Below are 18,446 nucleotides of genomic sequence, written 5' to 3' on the forward strand. Positions count from 1 at the left end.
TTAACGACATCCTGTCGCATCCTTACAACCCCGCTTTCGCGGTAAGCCTTTGATTTTGAGAACCCTGCTACACATGGCATGGTCATGCATCGATCGGGCCAGTTGCGCAAAAACTCAGCAAATCCATCCGATGAAGTTTTAACGACCGCGCTGGTCACTTCTTGAGCAACCAGGACCGCGGGCGCTCCGGCAGGCATAAAAAAAGTCACCCGGCCGGAGCCTGGTGACTTTTTGTTCCAGGAGCCGCGGAGTCGCGGCAGCCGCGTCAGAACTTGCCGGCGCGGAAGTCGGCAATGGCCTGGTGGATTTCGTCCGGCGTGTTCATCACGAACGGTCCATAGCGCGTCACCGGCTCATTGAGCGGATGGCCGGCCACCAGCAACACGCGCGCCGCGGTGTCGCGGCCAGCGATGCGCAGTTCACCGCTGCGGGTGAGCACGGCCAGATCGCTGCGGGCCAGCGGCTGCCCCGCCACCTCCGCATCCTTGCCGTCGAACACGTAGGCGAAGCCGGCGTGGCCTTCGGGCAACGGAATGGTGACGGATGCACCCGGCTGCACCGAGACGTCGAGGTAGATCGGCTGCGTGACGATTTCCGCCACCGGGCCAGTGACGCCGTTGAACTCACCGGCGATCACTTTCACTTCCACGCCTTCCGCCGGACGCGTGACCGGAATGCGCTCCGGACCGATGTCCTGGTAGCGCGGCGCGATCATCTTGTCCTTCGAGGGCAGGTTCACCCACAACTGGAAGCCCCACATCAGGCCATCTTCCTGCTCGGGCATTTCCGAGTGCAGGATGCCGCGGCCCGCGGTCATCCATTGCACGCTGCCCGGCACGAGATCGCCGCGGTTGCCGTGGTTGTCGTGGTGCTTCATGTGACCCGCGAGCATGTAGGTGACGGTTTCGAAGCCGCGATGCGGATGCTCTGGGAAGCCGGCGATGTAATCACCGGCCTGGTCGGAACGAAATTCGTCCAGCAGCAGGAACGGGTCAAGCATGTCGAGGCCAGGCTGGCCAATGACGCGCTTGAGCTTCACGCCCGCACCATCGGACGTGTCGATGCCGCGGATGCGGCGAACAATGCTGCGCTCGGTCATGGCTGTCTCCCATAAGTGGATGCCCACCATGATGGCGCCGCATCCGCCGTTGCCCAAGACGGGCAAACGGGAACGGATTGTTCGCTTGAAGCGAGCAGTGAGGGAGAGCGCGCGAAGGCACGCTTCCCGCTTCTCAGCGACTCACTGCGCCTTCAATGCACCCAGTGCCCGCTGCGCTGGCGCGGCGGCGCCTCGTGCGGTTCCTTGTCTTCGGCGGGCCGCACGGCAGCCTCGATTTCCGCTTCGGACACGGGATGTTCGTTCCAGTACAGGTTCACGGCATTGAGCACGCCGGGCACCTGCGTAAGGCATTCGTCGTATTCGTCTTCGCTCAACTTCTCGAATTCGGCATCCGCACTGAGGATGCCTTCGTCCACCGCCAGCGCCATCACCGGGCCGAGCAGTTCCATCAATTGCGGATCGTCGGCGAGCCGCTTTTCCCACAGGCCCGCGCGCAGGTCGATGCCGCGGCTGAAACCTTCGCACCAGCCCGCGGCGGAAAGCACCGGGCCGGTTTCGGTATCCACTTCGCCCAGGATCGGCTCGTAGGCGTCCACATCCAGTTCGACGCGGATGGAATCATTGAGCTTGGCCAGCAGTGCCAGCACGCGATTGCCTTCGGTTTCGTCGGTGAAAGGCTCGTGCAGCACTTCGGGCAGCCACTCTTCCGGCAATACCTGCGTGGGGCCCACCGTCACTGCGGAGAGCAACCCGTGCACGCCGTCGAGCAGCAGGTCGCCCTCGCCGACATGGCCACGCAGATATTGGTCCAGTTCCTCGAGCTCGTCGTCGCCTAGCGAACTGGGCCATTCGGTTTTTGGTGTATTCATCAGCTGCCTGTTGTGCGGTGTTGCTTGTTGCTTAGATATCCAGATCAATCGTTACCGGCGTGTGATCGGACGGGCGTTCCCACGTTCGCGGTGTGCGATCGATACCCGCCGTTTTCGCCGCGGATTTCAATGCATCGCTGATCAGGATCAGGTCGATGCGCAAACCCATGTTGCGCCGGAACGCGGCCTGACGATAGTCCCACCAGCTGAAGTGTTCGCCCGCCTGCTCGAACAGTCGAAAGCTGTCGTGCAGGCCCAGATCGGTGATGTGCTTGAGCGCCTCGCGCTCCGGCGGCGAGCACAAAATATCCTCGCCCCAGGCGACGGGGTCGTACACGTCACGGTCGTCCGGCGCGATGTTGAAATCGCCCAGCACCACCAGCTTGGGATGGCGCTGCATCTCACCGGCGAGGAACTCGCGCATCTTGGCCAGCCAGTCGAGCTTGTACGCGTATTTTTCATCGCCCACGGCCTTGCCGTTGACCACGTACAGATCCACTACGCGCACGCCGCCTATGGTGGCGGCCAGGATGCGTCGCTGCGGATCGTCCAGGTTGGGGATGTCCGTGACGACATCCTCGAACTCGCCCTTGAGATCCGCACGCGCCAGGATGGCCACGCCGTTATAGGTCTTCTGGCCCGAAAAAATGGCGCGATAGCCAGCAGCGGCCAGTTCATCCACCGGAAACTTGGCATCTTCGAGCTTGGTTTCCTGCAACGCGACCACGTCGGGTTTCGCGTCAGCCAGCCACTCGGTGAGGTGCGGCAGGCGCACCTTCAGCGAGTTCACATTCCATGAGGCGATTTTCATGGGCGCATTGTAAGCGATGAGCGAAGTGACGCCGCCGCCCGTGAGCGGCGGCGAGGTGGTCAGGCCAGGCCGTGGCTCTTCAGCAAGGCTTCCGGCTCCGGCGCACGGCCGCGGAACGCCATGAAGCTTTCGATGGCGGGGCGGCTGGCACCGACGGCGAGGATTTCCTTGCGGAAGCGGTCACCGGTGGCACGGTCGATTACGCCGTTCGCTTCGAATTCGCCGAATGCATCGGCACTGAGCAGCTCGGCCCACAGGTAGCTGTAGTAACCCGCCGCATAGCCGCCAGCGAAGATGTGCGAGAACGCGTGCGGAAAACGCTGCCATGCCGGCGGATGCAGCACAGCCACTTCGTGGCGCACGCCTTCGAGCACTTCCATGGTGCGTGCGCCCTTGGCGGGGTCGTATTCCAAGTGCAGGCGGAAATCGAACATGCCGAATTCCAGCTGGCGCACCAGGAACAGGCCGGCGTGAAAATGCCGCGCTGCCAGCATGCGTTCGAACAGTTCGTCCGGCAGGCGTTCGCCGGTTTCGTAGTGGCGCGCGAAAAGATCCAGCGCTTCGCGGTTCCAGCCGAAGTTCTCCATGAACTGGCTGGGCAGTTCCACGGCATCCCATTCCACGCCGTCGATGCCGCCGATGGACGGCAGCGCGATTTCGGTCAGCAGGTGATGCAGGCCGTGGCCGAATTCGTGGAAGAGCGTGAGCACGTCGTCATGCGTGAGCAGCGCGGGACGGCCTTCGGTGGGCGGCGCGAAGTTGCAGGTGAGGAAAGCCACCGGCAGCTGTTCGTTCCCGCCATCGCGGAAGCGGGCGCGGCATACGTCCATCCACGCGCCGCCGCGCTTGCCGTTGCGTGCATAGAGATCGACATAGGCACCGGCGAACACGCGACCGTCGGCATCGCGCACGTCGTAGTAGCGGACATCCGGATGCCAGGTGTCGACATCATCGCGTGCGCTCAACGAAATGCCATACAGGCGCTGCGTAAGGCCGAACAGGCCGTCCATCACGGCGGGCAACGGGAAGTAAGGCTTGAGCTGTTCTTCATCGAGGTCGTACTGCTGCTGGCGCAGCTTTTCCGACGCATAGCCGACGTCCCACGATTCGAGGTTGTCGAGCTTGAGTTCGTTGGTGGCGAATTCGCGCAGGTGCTTGAGTTCCTCGCGAGCCACCGGTTTGGCGCGGGTGGCCAGATCGTGCAGGAACGCCATCACTTCATCCGGCGTGCCTGCCATCTTGGTGGCGAGCGATTCTTCGGCCGCGTTGCTGAAGCCCAGCAGGCGCGCGGCTTCGTAGCGCAGCGCCATGATGCGTTCGATGCGTTCGCTGTTGTCGTACTTGCCGGCCTGCGGGCCCTGGTCCGACGCACGCGTCTGATAGGCCCAGTACACGCGCTCGCGCAGGCCTCGGTTGTCGGCGTAGGTAAGCACGGCCTGCACGCTGGGCTGCTTGAGCGTGACGAGATAGCCGTCGAGGTTCTGTTCCTTGGCGTACTGGCGCAACACGGCGCGGCCGGACTCGGGAATGCCGGCAAGATCGCGTTCGTCGGTGATGTGCTCGTGCCACGCGTCGGTCGCGTCGAGCACCGCGTTGGAGAATTCCGTGGAAAGGCGGCTCAACTCCACGCCGATCTCGCGATAGCGCGAACGTGCGGGCTCTTCCAGCGCAACACCGGAGAGCTTGAAGTCGCGCAGCGCGTGTTCCACCAGCGCGCGCTCGGGACGCGGCAGGCTGGCGAAGTCGGGCGCATCCGCCAGCGCCTGCACGGCCTGATAGAGATCGCGGTTCTGGCCCACTTCAATGGCGTGCTCGGTGAGCTTTTCTTCCGCGGGTCCATAGACCTCGCGCAGCGCTTCGCTGTCCGCCACGGAGTGCAGGTGACCCACCGGTGCCCAGGCGCGTGCCAGGCGCTGCTCGAGGCGTTCCTGGGTGAGCATGACGCTGGCGAAATCGTGCGGTGCGCCCGGCTGGGTCAGCGCCTCGATGCCGGCGCGGTAATCGGCCAGCAGGGTATCGATGGCGGGCGTGACGTGTTCGGGGCGGATCTGCGAAAACGCCGGCAGGGTGTCGTCGGCGAGCAGCGGATTGGTCTGTTCCATGGTGTCTCCTGAATGCCCCGTCAGCGTGGCGACCCGATGGGTCGAAATCAAGCCGCCGTCACAGCAGTTTCATCACGAATTGTCACAACCCCATGCGTACCATGCCGCGCCATGTCCAGACCTGATTTTTCCGCCCTGCTGCGTCGAAGCGATGTGTTCGGGCACCTTGGGGACGAGGCGCTCGCCGCACTGGTTCCTGAACTGCAATGGTTTTCCCTGCCCGGTGGCCGCACGCTGTTCAAGCGGGGCGACCCGGCGGATGCGCTCTACTTCGTGGTGGCCGGCAGCCTGGGCGTCTTCGACGGGCCGACGCAATGGGTGCGCCTGGTCGCGGCAGGCGACAGCATCGGCGAAATCGGGCTGATTACCGCCGAACCCCGCAATTTCACCGCGCGGGCCCTGCGTGACAGCGAACTGCTTCGGCTGGACCTTGCGGCTTACGAAATGCTCACCCAGCGCTATCCGCAGGCGATGCTGGGCGTGGCGCGCGTGGCCATCAACCGCCTGCAGGAGCGCATGCGGGGCGACGAAAGTCCCGGCATTGCGCGCACGTTCGCGTTGCTTCCGGTGAACGCGGAAGTTCCTGCCCGTTCGCTGGCCATGCAGTTGGCGATGGAGCTGGAGCAGTGGGGCAGCTGCGTGGTGATCGATGCCGAGCATGGCGCCGGGCGCGGGAGCGACTGGTTTGCCGAACGCGAAGCGCAGGCGCGTTTCATCATCTACCTGGACAGCAACGGCGACGACCTGTGGCGCCAGCGCTGTGTGCGGCAGGCCGACGTGCTGCTGCTGCCCACGCTGGCGGCACAGGCGGCGCGCCCGTGGCCGGAAGCCACACCCATGCATCCGTCGCGCGCGGGTCATCGACCTCGCCACCTGATCTTGTTGCATCCAGGGCGTCAGCCGGCGCTTGGTTCGGCGCATCGTTGGCGCGCGCAGTTCAGTGGCGAACTGCAACACCATCACGTGGGTGGTCGCGCTGACATCGCGCGGCTGGCGCGTGTGATCAGCGGCAACGCACGAGGCTTGGTGCTCGCCGGAGGCGGTGCGCGCGGCGTGGCGCACCTGGGGGCGTTACGCGCGCTCCACGAAGCAGGTCACACGTTTGACGCTGTTGGCGGCACCAGCATCGGCGCGATCATTGGCGCCTGCGTGGCAGCGGGCTGGGAGCTGGACACCACCATCGAAACGCTGCGGCGCGCGTTCGTGCAGGGACGTCCCCTGTCCGACTGGACCATCCCGGTGGTGGCACTTACGCGGGGCCGACGCGCGGCGTTGATGCTGCGCCGTGCGTTCGGTGCGCTCGATATCGAAGACCTTACGCTGCCTTTCTTCTGCGTCTCGACCTGCTTGTCGGGCGAAGGCATGACGGTGCATCGCGAAGGTCCGCTGTGGTTGTGGCTGCGCGCGTCGAGCGCCATTCCCGGCGTGCTGCCGCCGGTGCTTCACCACGGTCGGGTGTTCGTCGACGGTGCACTGGTGGACAACCTGCCGACCGACGTGATGGCTGAAGATGGTCTCGCGCACATCACGGCCATCGACATTCGCGCGGAAATTTCCCTGCTCACCACGGCGGAAGAATTTGCCACGCCGCCGTGGTGGCAGTTGATGATGGGACGAAGGGATATCCAGCGACCCGGCCTGGTTTCCACGCTGGTGCGCGCGGCCATGGTCAACAGCGAAGGGCCGAGCGAGCACCGGCGCGAGCGTGCCGATCTGCTTTTGACGCCGCCGCTGGAACACATCGGCATGCTGGACTGGAAGGATTGGGAGCGGGCGATGGAAGCGGGATACATCTACACGCGCGATGTATTGGAGAAGTCGTAGCGCAGCGTTCCACTGTGAGAGACGCCGTTGTGGGAGCGCACCCTGTGCGCGACGCTCGTGCGGCTCGCATCACTCGGATGATGGGATGTCGCGAACAGCCATGCTTTTGCCCGCCCCGTCGCGCACAGGGTGCGCTCCCACAGGCATCTGTCGCAGGGATACAGGGATCTCCCACCCGGATAAGGTGGCTGAGGCGGCGGCACGCGCGGTAGGGCCGGTGGAGGCGATACCATGGGCGCATGGATCCTCTACGCAAATACAAGGGCATCTGGCCCACGCTGCATCAGCGCGTCTATGTCGACCCGGCTTCCACGGTGATCGGTGCGGTCGAGCTGTTCGACGACGTTTCCATCTGGCCCGGCGCTGTGTTGCGCGGCGACGTGCATTTCATCCGCATCGGCGCGCGCACCAACGTGCAGGATGGCGCCGTGGTACATGTCACGCACGACGGTCCGTATTCGCCGGGTGGCCAGCCGACCATCGTGGGCGAGGGTGTCACCATTGGCCACGGCGCGGTGATCCACGCCTGCACCATCGAGGATTACTGCCTGATCGGCATGCACGCGACCGTGCTGGATGGCGCGGTAGTGAAGAAGCATGGCTTCGTGGGCGCGGGCAGCCTGATTCCACCCGGCAAGGTGGTGGGCGAGGGCGAGTTGTGGATGGGTAATCCGGCCAGGTTGGTGCGCAAGCTCAACGACAAGCAGATCGAGCAGCTGCATTACTCGGCGGATCACTACGTGCGCATCAAGGACGAGTATCTGGCGGCGCAGTGACGACACCGCGTCGCGTACTGTTCCTCTGCAGCCGGCACCGGCTGCGCAGCCCGAGGGCAGCCGCCGTGTTCGGAGCGTGGCCACATCTGGAGGTCGACTCGGCCGGATTGGCCGATGACGCGGAAACTTTGCTTTCCGCCGATCAGCTTGAGTGGGCGGATCTGATCATCGTCATGGAATCGGCTCACCGCCGACGTTTGCAGTCGCGCCATGGCAGGCAACTGCGCGGCAAGCGCGTTGTCTGCCTGGACATTCCTGATCGCTATGACTTCATGCAGCCCGCACTGGTGGAGCTGCTCTTGAAGAAAGCCGGCCCTTTATTGCGCTGACGCCTTACAGCATCGACCCATTGCCCGCCGACTGCTGCGCCTGCATCGCCGCCGCGCGCGCTTCGTCCTGACGGATCTGGATCTGACGCTGTGCGTCCAGCTTGCCGCCCAGCAGCGACAGGATGTAGTTGGTGCTGTCGAACTCGCGCAGCAGCGACAGTTCGCGCTGGGCTTCGTCGAGGTTGTTATCGTTGATGGCGCGTTCCACGTCGGCCGTGGCGGACGGAAGTGCATCGTGCAGTTCGTCCGTGGCGATCTTGTTCTGCGGATCGAGCTGCAGCACGCTGAGGTAGAACTCGTACGCGTTGCTGCCGGCCGGTGCCACCAGGCGCTTTTCCGCCACGGCTGTCTTGGCCAGGCCAAGCATGATGCCCACGCCGCTGTCGTCACCGCCTGAGGACGAGGCCGAAGCGACGTCCGTGGAGCTGCTACCGGCGGCCGTCGACGAACCCTTCGACCAGAAGAAGACACCGCCGCCGATGGCGACAAGCACGATCACGGAAACGGCGATAAGCACGCGCTGGCGTGAGGCGGGGGATTCGAAACGTGACATGGCGGCGCTGCATTGAGGTCACCCGCGCGCAGGATCGACTGCCTTCAGGCGTCCCGGCGGAACCCTGTCACATTATCGTTACATCATGTCAGCGATGTGACTCACCAAACTCACGGACGCCTGGACGTCCGCTCGCTCAGCTGAAGTGTCCGCCGGTGATGCGGCCGTCCTTGTCCAGCTCCGGATAGTAACGGCTGTTGTTGGTGCGAAATTCCAGCGTGGTGATGCTACCCGGCATCACCAGCAGCACATCGGGATACGCCGCACGGAATTGCTCAGGCGTCGGATGCGTGGCGATGAAAGCATCAAAGGCTTTCATGTCGGTGACGTAGCCATGCACGGGCGATGGCGCGGTCGGTGCGGATGCCTGACATCCGCCCACGGCCATGGCGACGGCAAGAACAGCGGGGGCGACGAAGCGCAGCATGGCGTATCTCCCTGAGGTGCCGGCTGCGATTATGCGCGTGCGCCCGTGCAGGCCGTCGTCACAGTCGGAATTCGATGCGCTGACGCATCGGCAAAGCCACCGGCTTGCCATCCTGCGTGCCCGGTGCGAATTGCCAACGTGCGACAGCACTGAGCGCGGCACGGTCGAAGACGTACTTCGGGTCCGCATCGGCGACGGCGACGCTGGAGACCGTGCCATCGGGCTGCACGACGAAGGTCACATCCACCCAGCCCTGGCGTCGCGTGCGCTTGGCGTCCGGCGGATAGGTTGGCTCCACGCGGCGCGTCAGCACCGGCACGCTCGTGCCGTTGGCATCGGCCAGCGGGGTGGTGACGGTCGGCGTGCGCGCGTGAACCGCTGCGCGCGGGGCGGCTTCGATCTTCGTGGATTCGACGTTCAACTGAGCAATCGCGCGTTCGTTGGAGGTCACCGCCGGCTTGGAAGGCGCCGCGGGTGCCGGTGCGGGTGTGACTGGCGGCGCAGGCGTCGGCGTCGCCACCACGACGGGTGCCGCCGGCGCGGGAGCCGGGCTCTTGCTGGTGGAAGACGGGGACGGCTCGCGGCGATTCGCCTGCTGCTGGGCTTGTTGCGCCTGCTGGGCAACCGCCGCCCTCTGCGCCTGCAGCTTGGCTTGCAGCAAGGTGACGGTGTAGTTCTGCGGATCGGCGCGCGTGAGCAGATCGATCTGGCGCTGCGCCTCGGCGTCGTCACCCGTGTCGATGGTCTGTTCGGCGGCGTGGGCGGCGAAGGGGAACACTTCGCGCAGCGCATCCTGCGCCACGCGGTTGCCCGGTTCGCGCTTGAGCACCGCCAGGTAGAACTCGATGGCGTTGTTGCCGGCGGGCGCCAGCAGCCGTTGCGCGGCCATGGCATCGCGGGCGTGCTGGAGCAGATCGTCGGTGCCAAGGCCTGCGCGCATCACCGGGCCGGCGGCGGCCACCGTGGCCTGCTTCGGCTGGTCGGCGTCGTCGTTCTGTTTGATCTGCCGATAGATCAACCCACCCGCCGCGGCGATGAGCACGATCAGGATGAGCAGGCTGTAGCGGGCAATACCTAGGGCACAACGACGCGACGAAGCGGGATGCATGGGCCACACATGGACGATGAAAGCCGGCGCGCCGGCAGGGCGCGCAAGCTTAGAGGCGTCATGTTGCGGGGATGTTGCCCCGCATCACGAGACGTGACGCAGTTCACACGTCGGTTGCGCGCCACCCGACGCGTGAACTGCGAAGGCCGTCATCAGCGACCGGGCAGCAGGCTGCTGTCCGGCGAACCATCGGGATGGGCGAACCAGGACACGCGGTTGGTGCCGTCCGGACAACCCTTGCCTGAGTTGGTGCTCGTCACCGCGCCGGCCTGGGTGGCGAGCGACGCGCGGTAGCAACTGCCCAACGTGTCGTGGAAGACAAAGGCCTGCGCGCTTTGCTGGCCATTGTGGCTGGTCAGGTTCCCGCTGGCATCGAACACCAGCGCGTCCTGCGTGTCGATGGTGTTGTCCACGCTCGCGCCGTACACGGTCAAGCCAAGCAATCGGAGTTCGTCGTGCTGGCGATAACCCTGGTGCACGGTGGACGCCGCGCTGGTGCTGCCGTCACTCGCCAGTTGCTGGTTGTAGTCCAGCGAGAAAGGATAGTTGAAGTGCTCGTGCCGCTCCGCGGTGAGGAAATTGCCGAGACGGCTCTGGCTGGTGGTGTCGGTCCAGGTGCGCTGTGCCGTCTGCTGGCGATACGTGCTGCTGTTGATGGTGAAGGTCTGCGTATCGTCGAAACCGGTGTTCTGCGTCACCGTGCTGGTGATGCGGCCGTGCGAGGTGTTGGCATAACCCTCGATCACGAAGTGGCGATCAATCCGGGTGGTGATGTCGCCCGACAGATTGCCGCTGCTGTCCGTCACCAGCGTGTTGCCGATGGTGGGTGTCGGCGCCTGGCCCGTGAGCGTGTTGCGGGTGATCGCACCGGTCACCTTTTTCGCCTGTGCGTCGCGATAGATAAGCAGGGCGGCAGTCGCGGCGAAGTAACCATTGGCCCCTGCCACCTGCACGGCCACCTCATGCGGCTTGCCGTCGCTGAGCTGGCCGGCGAACGGTGTCAGGTCCACGCGGTAGGGCAGGAAATTCAACGTCTGCACGCCGGGCGTGGGGCGCCACATGTACGGATCGATGCCGCCGGTATAGACCCACGGATACACCGGCGCCACGCCGGCGGGCTGGCCATCGATGCTGATCTCCGCCTCGCGGAAATTGCCGCCGCCGCATTCGTCGGTTTCGGCGGCGTAGGCGTCGGGCACGCAGGTGTACCAGAACTCATCGCCGCTCTGGCTTTGGGTGAACACGTCGAGATACGCGCGTTCCACATTGGTCGGCAAGGTGAGCGTGCGTGCCAGCTTGTCGGTCGACGTGTTGAGCGTTGCGGTGCTGCCAATGGGGTCGCTGCCCAACGCATACACCGCATCCGGCGCGTCGGCCGCGCGGGCGCGTGCAGAAGCGGGGTAGAACAGCAATCGGGCGGTGCCGTGGATCACGCCGGTGTAGGTGCTGTCCACCAGGTTGCCGATGATCGCCTGACCCTGCCCCGCACTGCGCAGCAACGCGGCGTAGTCGGTGAGGTCGCGCTCCACATGCCACGCGGGCGACACCGTCGCCGACGGTTCCTGCGTGGTGCCGAAATAGAGATTCACGCCACCCAGCCATAGCGTGGCCGTGCGGTCGTACTGGCGGCCAGCGGTCACGGAGAAATCCGCTTCCAGCACCACCTTCGACCATGCGCCGCTGCATGACGTGGGCGGTGCGTAGCTGTACGGGCGGGCGTTGAAGTCGTCGAAAGTGACGTTGGTGAACAACGTGACCACGCAGGGCTGGCCCGGCGGGCGCGGCACCGTGGGATCGGCCGTGGCCACATTGGTCGAACCTACGACCGGATCGGCCAGCGCGTGCGTGGCAAAGCCACCCGCCAACGTCGCCGCCAGCACGAAAACCGCCGGATGGCGGAACAAACCCCCAGGCACCATGACGTCTCTCCCCGCAACGTGCCCCCTGCGCCGGGCACGCTAGCACGCGGGTATGTGCGCCAGACGTCTATACGTCCACAGTCCGCCCATGCAGGTTCTTGCGACGGGTCAGCAAGGTGAAGGCTTCGTCAGCCTGAACGCGTCGCGGCTTCCAGGGCGCCGAGATAAGCCAACGCGTGCTCACGCGAATCGCCACACATGGCCGCCTCGGGTCGAAGACCGGAACACACGGCGGGGCGCTCCGGCCGGCCGAAGATCGCGCAGCGGTTGTCGTCGGTCAGCTGCGCGCAGCGCACGCCGGCCGGCTTGCCATGGGGCATGCCCGGAATGGGCGAGGAAATGGACGGCGCGATGCAGCAGGCACCGCAACCTGCCCGGCAACTCGGCGCATTCGCCGCGGGTGCCGGGCGCTGCATCATCGTTTGCTCAACCGAACTGCTTGCGCAGTTCGACGTAGACCGGATCGGTGTCGGGACGCTTGCCGTGCCACACCTCGAAGCTGTCTGCCGCGGTTTCGATCAGCATGCCCAGGCCGTCGAAGGCATAGCGCGCACCGGCCGTGCGGGCCCAGGCGAGGAAGCCGGTGGCGGCGACGCCATAGGAAAGGTCATAGCAAAGCGCACGGTTGCCCACGATGGCGAACGGCAGGTCCAGCGACTTGCCCAGCACGCCGGCCGAGGTGGCATTCACGATCAGGTCGAAGGCACCCAGATCGGCCAGGTCTTCCCAATAGCGCGTATGCGCGCGCGCCGGTTCGCCGATGTCGTCGGCCAGGACGTCGGCGGTTTCCGGCGTGCGGTTGACGATGGTGAGCGTGTGCACGCCGGCGTCGAGCAGGTTCCACGCCACGCCGCGCGCTGCGCCGCCGGCACCCAGCAGCAGGGCGGTGTGACCGCGCAAGTCCACGCTGTGGCGCTCGGTCACGTCGCGAACCAGGCCGCTGCCATCGGTGTTGTGCGCGGCAAGCCGGCCACCGGCGAGCGGGGTGAGGACGTTGGCCGTGCCCGCACGCGTCGCCGCTTCCGTACGCTCATCGGCCATGGCAAATGCCGTTGCCTTGTGCGGCAAGGTCACGTTGGCACCACGACCACCGTTGGCGAAGAACGCGCGCACGGAGGCTTCGACATCCGCCGGTGCCGCGTCGATGGTGCGGTACTCCAGCTCGATCCCGAACTGTCGCGCGAACATCTGGTGGATCTGCGGCGACAGCGAATGGCTGATGGGATGGCCGAACACCGCGAACTGACCTGCACTCATGCGCGCTCCTGATGAAAGTCGATGCCGCCCATAGGCGGTTCCCGGCTCGGCCGGGCCGCCCATTTTAGCGCCGGAAGCCGCGCCAGTTCTGCCATCGCAGGTTTTGAGATCCGCCAGGGGCACGCTTTGCCCACACCCGACGACGGATCACCTCCATGCGCCAGACCACCCGCCTCGCCCATCACGAACGCCTGCTTGGCGCCGCTTTGTTGTGGTTGCTGGGCGGCGCCGCGCTGCTGCTGACCACCCTGGTGCCCGCACACACGGACGCCCTGGGCTGGACGCCGGCGTTCTGGCTGGTCGGTGCACCGCTGGTGATCCTGCTGGCGCTGGAACCGTCGCTGCCACGTCAGCTGCTCGCGCTGCTGCGCCGCCCGCGCCGTCGCAGCGCCGCGCAGCTGATCTGGAACTGAGGGAATCGAATTCACTTGGCAGTGGATGCCGCGGCCGGAACGCCGCGGCGTGGGGCTCCATGCGACGGCAAGGACCTGTCGATGACAGGGCGGCTGGGCACCTCGCAGGAGCGGCGCGACGGAACGCGCCCGCGTGACGGCAGTCCATGGATGGGCTGCCGTAATCACCCCACTGTCAGCAAGGTCGATGTGTGCGATTGCTGATTTCCATCGCGCGATCACAGCGATCTGGCGAAGCCTTTCTTCTGTAGGAGCGCACTTGTGCGCGACCGCTGTGCAAAACGCTTCCCTCCGCCACACGAAGATCCAGCACCCTCGCACACCGATGCACACGGGTCGCGCATGAATGCGCTCCTACAGGGGTGCTTCGCGCACTTTTCTGACTTGGGAGGCGAGCTGCAGTGCTGCGAGTCGCACACAGGGTGCGCTCCCACAACACACGTTTGCTCAGTCCGTGGCGCCGGCGCGCTTGCGCTCCATGCGCCGCAGGAACTCCTGCATGATCCGGCGATAAAGCTCCTCACCAAGATGCTCGTCTTCCACGCCGTGATCGATGGACGGGTTGTCGTTCACCTCGATCACCACGGGCTTGTCGCCAAGCCGTTTGATGTCGACACCGTAAAGGCCATCGCCCACGGCCTGCGTGGCCTTGAGCGCCAGCTTCACCACGTCGGCCGGTGCCTTTTCGATGGGCAGCGTTTCCGACTCACCGGTTTTCGAAGCGCCCTTGGCGCCGTGGTTGTAGATCTGCCAGTGGCCGCGCGACATGTAGTACTTGCACGCATACAGTGGCTCGTTGTTGAGCACACCGATGCGCCAGTCGAATTCGGTGGGGATGAATTCCTGCGCCAGCAGCAGCGCACTGTGCTGGAACAGTTCCGATGTCGCCTTGCCCAGCGCGGCTTCGTTTTCCACCTTCACCACGCCGCGCGAGAACGATCCGTCCGGAATCTTCAGCACCAGCGGAAAGCCGAGTTTCTCGGAGACTTCCTTCAAGCCCTTGGCGTCGTCGCGGTAAAGGATCTCCGTGCGTGGCACGGCGAGCTTGCGCGAGATCATCAGATCGTTGAGGAAGATCTTGTTCGTGCAGCGCAGGATCGACGTGGGATCGTCCATCACCACCATGCCTTCCTTTTCAGCGCGATGCGCGAAGCGGTAGGTGTGGTTGTCGCTGGCGGTGGTCTCGCGAATGAACAGGCCGTCGTATTCGGCCAGGCGCTGGTAATCGTTCTTGCCGATGGGATCGACTTCGATGCCCAGCTCCTTGCCGGCCGCGATGAAGAGTTTCTGCGCCTTCCGGTTCGACGGCGGCATCGCTTCGTGCGGATCGACCAGCATGGCGATGTCGTAGCGGAACTGTTTGCGCGCCTTGGGCTTGCGCCACAACTTCTTGCTGAAGCGGTCCAGCTCCTCCGCGAAGGCGTCTTCCTGCGCGTCGTCGAGCGTGTGCAGACCGACCGGCTTGATGGCGCTGATCTGCCACACGCGATCGCGCTCGAACTCGATGCGCAACAGCGGGCACGGAAACATTTCGAACACCTGGCGCGCAAGATCCTGCAACGCCGGATGCGCCGTCTGCCCGAAGTAGACGAGGATGCCGAAGTCGGTGGTGTCACGCCCGCCGGCAGGCAGGAAATGCGTGAGCTTGGCGCTGAGATCCTCGATCTCCAGGCCGTACAGCGAGCGCCGGCGCAGGTCGTTCACGGTGCGCACCGAAGGCATCACGCGATGCCCGCGCGCCTCGGCCAGCAGCGACACGTAGTAGCCCGCTCCCAGGTATTTGTAGCTGCGACAGAGGTTGATGACGTGTGTGCGCTCGTCATCCACGCCCACCGGTTCGCGCAGGTAATCCATGGCCGTCACCACGTCTGCGGACGGGTAGTAGACGCTCCAGTCGGAGGCCTTCTCGACAACAAGGACGAGACGGGTCATGGCACCTCTGTCAGATGGAACAGGGAAGTGTCGCCTCGCGGGGAAACGCGGCGTCACAGCGCAAGGCGCGCAGTTTGGCACATGCACGGCCGCGTACAAGGCTGGAAGTCACGGGTGGACTCAGAGCATGTTCAAGGTTCATTCGTACGCGCGGCATGCGTCACGATGCGGCGGCCCTGCCTGCACCTTTTCCTTACAACTGCGCCTGCAGCTTGAACGGGTTGTGAAATGCGCCACAAGTCATCGTTGCTCCCGGGGAGCACGGGGTCTAGAGTGCCCGCCTTGTTTCACTGCGCGCCATCGGACCGCCCCTGATGACACCTATGCCCGCGACCGCCGCCGTCCGCGTGCGCCGCGCCGAGCTCTCCGATCTCGATGACCTGGTTGCCCTCGAAGAGAGCAGCTTTGCCACCGACCGCCTGAGCCGGGCCCAATACCGTCGCCACCTGGACAGCGAAAGCGCGCAGGTACTGGTGGCCAGCGCCAATCACCGCAACTTCCTCGGCACCGCCGTGGTGTTTTTCCGCAAGGGCACGCAAGTGGCGCGGCTGTATTCCATCGCCACCAGGCTCGAGGCGCGCGGCAAGGGCGTGGGTTCCGCGCTGCTCGAAGCGGCCGAGCAACTGGCTGCCCGTCGCGGCTGCACCGCACTGCGACTGGAAGTGCGCACGGACAACGAAGACGCAATGCGCCTGTACGAGCGGCTGGGCTACCAGCGCATCGGGCACTACGACCGTTACTACGGCGATGGCGCGGATGCGTGGCGGTATGAGAAGGCGTTGGAGCAGGCGAGTGCGCCGCGCCCTGCGGGTGTGGAAGCGCCGCTTCGCAAAGTGGGCTAGAGCGGTTCGCTCGAACGGGCTTGTCGCTTCGAACAGGCTTGTCGCAAGGTTGGCCCCTCACGACCGTAAAGGTCGCAATGCCCCGGCCCTCTCCCCGGAGGGGACAGGGAGTGAGAGCGGCGACGACCGCTGCTACTCAGAACGGCTGTGCGATTTTCTGCTCGGTGGCATCATCCGGGCGCGCCACCAACGCGCCCGTGCGCATCAGGCTCACCGTGTAGTGCCCCTGGTCGACCAGCGGCAGGAACACGCCGCTGCCGAACAGCACATCCACATCGGGCACCCAGCGCGGGTACTGCTTGTGCAGGTCGAGCAGGTCGAAGTCGCCGGCATCGCGGAAATCCACCACGGTGCGTGGCGCATGCATCTCGTCGTTGGGATCGTCGTAGCGGCCCGACAGGCGGTCGAGGCGATAAAGCGGCGGAAGGCCTGCCAGCATCGCCGGCAATTTCCACTTCAGCACCACCGCTTCCACGCGCCAGGCATCGCCGGCCACTTCCACGCGCCGCGTGGCGCCATCGGGCCAATGCAGCACCAGCGACCAGCGCTGCGGCGAGAGGATGTGCGAGTCGATCTCGACGACGGGCGCCTCTTCGGTGAGCAGGCGATAGCCGCGCAACGCAAAGCCCGCGCCGGTAAGCGCCAGCGTGAGCACGAAGCCGACGATCAGCAGCACCGCGCGGCCCACGGCCGGCACACGTTGTCCATCGTCCAGGCGCTGGCGCAGCGCCACCAGCTGGAAGAGCGTGAAGAGCAGGGCGATCACTGCCAGGATCAGCAGGATCGTCGAAGGGAGGCGCAGCAGCGCGGTCCAATCCATCGTCGTACTTCTTGTGCATTCAAACCGCGCAAGGCGGCGACGGCGGCATCATAACGGCTGGCGCGGCGCCAACGGGGGCTGTCTGGCGCGATGCCATCGGCTCGCCACGTTTTCAGGGCTTGCCTATACTGAACCGGTTCCCGCCGGATAACCGACATGCGCCGATCCCTCCTGCTTCTTCCGCTGTGCTCCGTTCTCGCCCTGCTCGCCGCGTGCGGCAACAAGGGTCCGCTGTACATGCCCAAGGCAGCGCCGGCCGCGACCGTGCACCCGGCGACGCCGGCCACGCCCGCCGCGAAGCCGGCGGTTGCGGCCGCACCGACCGCGGCGGCGCCTGCGCCTGCGCCCGTGCACGGCTTCGTGACCGACGTGACGGCCTTCAACGCCTTCATCGCCACCCATCCGACCGCTGCGCAGTTCCGCGCGGCCTATCCGGATGTGCTGCTGGTGCTGCCGGGCGACATCTCCACGCGCGAGCTGCGCACCAACAACAGCCGCTATTTCGCCGATGTGGACACCAGCGGCCACATCACCGGCGGCAAGTTCATGTGATGAAGCTGCCGTTTTGCAAGATGCACGGCATCGGCAACGACTTCGTGATGGTCGATTGCCGGGCCCGGCCGTTTCCGCTCAATGAAGAGCAGATCCGCGCCATCGCCGACCGGCACATGGGCGTGGGTTTCGATCAGCTGATCAGCATCGAACCACCACGCGATGCGACGTGCGCGTTCTACTACGGCATCTGGAATGCGGATGGCACGCCGTCGGGCCAGTGCGGCAACGGCGTGCGTTGCGTAGCCGCGTGGCTGCACCGTGCGGGCGAGCTGTCCGTTGGCGACACCGTGCGGCTGGAAAGCCCCTCGGGCCCGGTGACCGTGCGCCTGAGCGGTCCCGGCGAAGTCACCGTGGACATGGGCGTACCTGCGCTGGAGCCGGAACGCGTGCCGTTCGAGGCGGAGGCGCTGTCCGATCGCTACGCCATCGAGGTAGGTGGCGACGTGCTGGAGATCGGCGCACTGTCGCTGGGCAATCCGCACGCCGTGGTGGTGGTACCAGACCTGCAGTCGCCGTCGCTGTACCGCATCGGCCCCATGCTGACCTCGCACGATCGGTTCCCGGAAGGTGCGAATACCGGTTTCGTGCAGCAGGTCGATCGCGGGCAACTCCGACTGCGCGTGCATGAGCGCGGCAGCGGCTGGACGCTGGCCTGCGGCACGGGCGCCTGCGCGGCGATGGCCGTATTGCGCCTGCGCGACGAGGTGGACGAGCAGGTAAAGGTGACCTTGCCTGGCGGCACGCTCACCATCGAATGGGCCGGACCGGGGCACACCTTGTGGATGACCGGGCCCGCCACGTTCGTGTTCGAAGGTGAATGGTTGGGCTGAGCGGGGCAATTTCCTGTCC

The 18,446-nt window shown here is 65.4% G+C and carries 19 protein-coding genes; 7 read left to right on the plus strand and 12 right to left on the minus strand.

Going from position 1 to position 18,446, the window contains the following annotated elements; all coding sequences use genetic code 11:
• Positions 1-265 precede the first annotated feature (265 nt).
• The 4 genes from DK366_RS05905 to DK366_RS05920 form a co-directional block, all read right to left on the minus strand.
• Positions 266-1,099: a pirin family protein gene (locus tag DK366_RS05905; RefSeq protein ID WP_109124614.1), complete on the minus strand. Its 834-nt coding sequence runs from the start codon at positions 1,097-1,099 to the stop codon at positions 266-268.
• 152 nt (positions 1,100-1,251) lie between these two features.
• Entirely contained in the window at positions 1,252-1,929 is a 678-nt protein-coding gene (locus DK366_RS05910) for a YecA family protein (protein WP_109124615.1), read from the minus strand.
• 31 nt (positions 1,930-1,960) lie between these two features.
• On the minus strand, positions 1,961-2,740 hold the full coding sequence (gene xth / locus DK366_RS05915; RefSeq protein ID WP_109124616.1) for an exodeoxyribonuclease III: 780 nt from the start codon (positions 2,738-2,740) through the stop codon (positions 1,961-1,963).
• Between the two features lie 59 nt (positions 2,741-2,799).
• The gene (locus DK366_RS05920) at positions 2,800-4,842 is read right to left on the minus strand and encodes a M3 family metallopeptidase (protein WP_109124617.1); all 2,043 of its coding nucleotides are present in this window, start codon (positions 4,840-4,842) and stop codon (positions 2,800-2,802) included.
• 111 nt (positions 4,843-4,953) lie between these two features.
• Here DK366_RS05920 and DK366_RS05925 point away from each other — a divergent pair, with 111 nt between their 5' ends.
• The 3 genes from DK366_RS05925 (at position 4,954) to DK366_RS05935 (ending at position 7,771) form a co-directional block, all read left to right on the plus strand.
• Positions 4,954-6,666 carry a patatin-like phospholipase family protein gene (locus tag DK366_RS05925; RefSeq protein ID WP_109124618.1) on the plus strand — a complete coding sequence of 571 codons (1,713 nt, stop codon included), beginning with the start codon at positions 4,954-4,956 and terminating at the stop codon, positions 6,664-6,666.
• A gap of 239 nt (positions 6,667-6,905) precedes the next feature.
• Positions 6,906-7,442 carry a gamma carbonic anhydrase family protein gene (locus DK366_RS05930; RefSeq protein ID WP_109124619.1) on the plus strand — a complete coding sequence of 179 codons (537 nt, stop codon included), beginning with the start codon at positions 6,906-6,908 and terminating at the stop codon, positions 7,440-7,442.
• A 65-nt stretch (positions 7,443-7,507) separates the two neighbouring features.
• Positions 7,508-7,771, plus strand: a complete 264-nt coding sequence (locus DK366_RS05935) for a phosphotyrosine protein phosphatase (RefSeq protein WP_232820935.1) — start codon at positions 7,508-7,510, stop codon at positions 7,769-7,771.
• A 4-nt stretch (positions 7,772-7,775) separates the two neighbouring features.
• Here DK366_RS05935 and DK366_RS05940 read toward each other — a convergent pair whose 3' ends face one another.
• From DK366_RS05940 to aroE, 6 genes are all read right to left on the minus strand, one after another.
• A complete protein-coding gene (locus DK366_RS05940; protein WP_109124621.1) occupies positions 7,776-8,324 on the minus strand; it encodes a hypothetical protein in 549 nt (182 codons plus the stop codon).
• 136 nt (positions 8,325-8,460) lie between these two features.
• Positions 8,461-8,751: a hypothetical protein gene (locus tag DK366_RS05945; protein ID WP_109124622.1), complete on the minus strand. Its 291-nt coding sequence runs from the start codon at positions 8,749-8,751 to the stop codon at positions 8,461-8,463.
• Between the two features lie 58 nt (positions 8,752-8,809).
• Positions 8,810-9,859: an energy transducer TonB gene (locus tag DK366_RS05950; RefSeq protein WP_109124623.1), complete on the minus strand. Its 1,050-nt coding sequence runs from the start codon at positions 9,857-9,859 to the stop codon at positions 8,810-8,812.
• A 152-nt stretch (positions 9,860-10,011) separates the two neighbouring features.
• Positions 10,012-11,778, minus strand: coding sequence for a peptide-N4-asparagine amidase (locus DK366_RS05955; protein ID WP_109124624.1), 1,767 nt, complete (start codon positions 11,776-11,778; stop codon positions 10,012-10,014).
• A 128-nt stretch (positions 11,779-11,906) separates the two neighbouring features.
• Positions 11,907-12,197 (minus strand): YkgJ family cysteine cluster protein, encoded by a 291-nt coding sequence (locus DK366_RS05960; RefSeq protein ID WP_109124625.1) that lies wholly within the window; start codon positions 12,195-12,197, stop codon positions 11,907-11,909.
• Between the two features lie 7 nt (positions 12,198-12,204).
• Positions 12,205-13,035, minus strand: a complete 831-nt coding sequence (gene aroE, locus DK366_RS05965) for a shikimate dehydrogenase (RefSeq protein ID WP_109124626.1) — start codon at positions 13,033-13,035, stop codon at positions 12,205-12,207.
• Between the two features lie 155 nt (positions 13,036-13,190).
• Between aroE and DK366_RS05970 the strand changes: the two genes are divergently transcribed.
• Positions 13,191-13,448, plus strand: coding sequence for a hypothetical protein (locus DK366_RS05970; RefSeq protein WP_109124627.1), 258 nt, complete (start codon positions 13,191-13,193; stop codon positions 13,446-13,448).
• A 447-nt stretch (positions 13,449-13,895) separates the two neighbouring features.
• On the opposite strand, the gene DK366_RS05975 is transcribed toward DK366_RS05970, so the two are convergent.
• On the minus strand, positions 13,896-15,380 hold the full coding sequence (locus tag DK366_RS05975; RefSeq protein WP_109124628.1) for a RimK family protein: 1,485 nt from the start codon (positions 15,378-15,380) through the stop codon (positions 13,896-13,898).
• A 314-nt stretch (positions 15,381-15,694) separates the two neighbouring features.
• Here DK366_RS05975 and DK366_RS05980 point away from each other — a divergent pair, with 314 nt between their 5' ends.
• Positions 15,695-16,222, plus strand: a complete 528-nt coding sequence (locus DK366_RS05980; protein ID WP_198651445.1) for a GNAT family N-acetyltransferase — start codon at positions 15,695-15,697, stop codon at positions 16,220-16,222.
• A gap of 136 nt (positions 16,223-16,358) precedes the next feature.
• Here DK366_RS05980 and DK366_RS05985 read toward each other — a convergent pair whose 3' ends face one another.
• Positions 16,359-17,042, minus strand: coding sequence for a hypothetical protein (locus DK366_RS05985; protein WP_109124630.1), 684 nt, complete (start codon positions 17,040-17,042; stop codon positions 16,359-16,361).
• A 156-nt stretch (positions 17,043-17,198) separates the two neighbouring features.
• Between DK366_RS05985 and DK366_RS05990 the strand changes: the two genes are divergently transcribed.
• On the plus strand, positions 17,199-17,594 hold the full coding sequence (locus tag DK366_RS05990) for a lipoprotein (RefSeq protein ID WP_109124631.1): 396 nt from the start codon (positions 17,199-17,201) through the stop codon (positions 17,592-17,594).
• Positions 17,594-18,427, plus strand: a complete 834-nt coding sequence (gene dapF, locus DK366_RS05995; protein ID WP_109124632.1) for a diaminopimelate epimerase — start codon at positions 17,594-17,596, stop codon at positions 18,425-18,427. Before DK366_RS05990 ends, dapF begins: the two co-directional genes overlap by 1 nt.
• Positions 18,428-18,446: the final 19 nt, after the last annotated feature.

This window comes from Dyella sp. C11, assembly GCF_003121485.1.
Classification (GTDB): Bacteria; Pseudomonadota; Gammaproteobacteria; order Xanthomonadales; family Rhodanobacteraceae; genus Dyella.

Coding starts and splice junctions, on each gene's coding strand:
- DK366_RS05985 (WP_109124630.1), bottom strand. CDS start 17,042: ATGGATTGGACCGCGCTGCTGCGCCTCCCTTCGACGATCCTGCTGATC.
- DK366_RS05980 (WP_198651445.1), top strand. CDS start 15,695: ATGACACCTATGCCCGCGACCGCCGCCGTCCGCGTGCGCCGCGCCGAG.
- DK366_RS05990 (WP_109124631.1), top strand. CDS start 17,199: ATGCGCCGATCCCTCCTGCTTCTTCCGCTGTGCTCCGTTCTCGCCCTG.
- DK366_RS05975 (WP_109124628.1), bottom strand. CDS start 15,380: ATGACCCGTCTCGTCCTTGTTGTCGAGAAGGCCTCCGACTGGAGCGTC.
- DK366_RS05960 (WP_109124625.1), bottom strand. CDS start 12,197: ATGATGCAGCGCCCGGCACCCGCGGCGAATGCGCCGAGTTGCCGGGCA.
- DK366_RS05970 (WP_109124627.1), top strand. CDS start 13,191: ATGCGCCAGACCACCCGCCTCGCCCATCACGAACGCCTGCTTGGCGCC.
- DK366_RS05940 (WP_109124621.1), bottom strand. CDS start 8,324: ATGTCACGTTTCGAATCCCCCGCCTCACGCCAGCGCGTGCTTATCGCC.
- dapF (WP_109124632.1), top strand. CDS start 17,594: ATGAAGCTGCCGTTTTGCAAGATGCACGGCATCGGCAACGACTTCGTG.
- DK366_RS05920 (WP_109124617.1), bottom strand. CDS start 4,842: ATGGAACAGACCAATCCGCTGCTCGCCGACGACACCCTGCCGGCGTTT.
- DK366_RS05925 (WP_109124618.1), top strand. CDS start 4,954: ATGTCCAGACCTGATTTTTCCGCCCTGCTGCGTCGAAGCGATGTGTTC.
- DK366_RS05955 (WP_109124624.1), bottom strand. CDS start 11,778: ATGGTGCCTGGGGGTTTGTTCCGCCATCCGGCGGTTTTCGTGCTGGCG.
- DK366_RS05945 (WP_109124622.1), bottom strand. CDS start 8,751: ATGCTGCGCTTCGTCGCCCCCGCTGTTCTTGCCGTCGCCATGGCCGTG.
- DK366_RS05930 (WP_109124619.1), top strand. CDS start 6,906: ATGGATCCTCTACGCAAATACAAGGGCATCTGGCCCACGCTGCATCAG.
- DK366_RS05905 (WP_109124614.1), bottom strand. CDS start 1,099: ATGACCGAGCGCAGCATTGTTCGCCGCATCCGCGGCATCGACACGTCC.
- DK366_RS05950 (WP_109124623.1), bottom strand. CDS start 9,859: ATGCATCCCGCTTCGTCGCGTCGTTGTGCCCTAGGTATTGCCCGCTAC.
- DK366_RS05910 (WP_109124615.1), bottom strand. CDS start 1,929: ATGAATACACCAAAAACCGAATGGCCCAGTTCGCTAGGCGACGACGAG.
- xth (WP_109124616.1), bottom strand. CDS start 2,740: ATGAAAATCGCCTCATGGAATGTGAACTCGCTGAAGGTGCGCCTGCCG.
- aroE (WP_109124626.1), bottom strand. CDS start 13,035: ATGAGTGCAGGTCAGTTCGCGGTGTTCGGCCATCCCATCAGCCATTCG.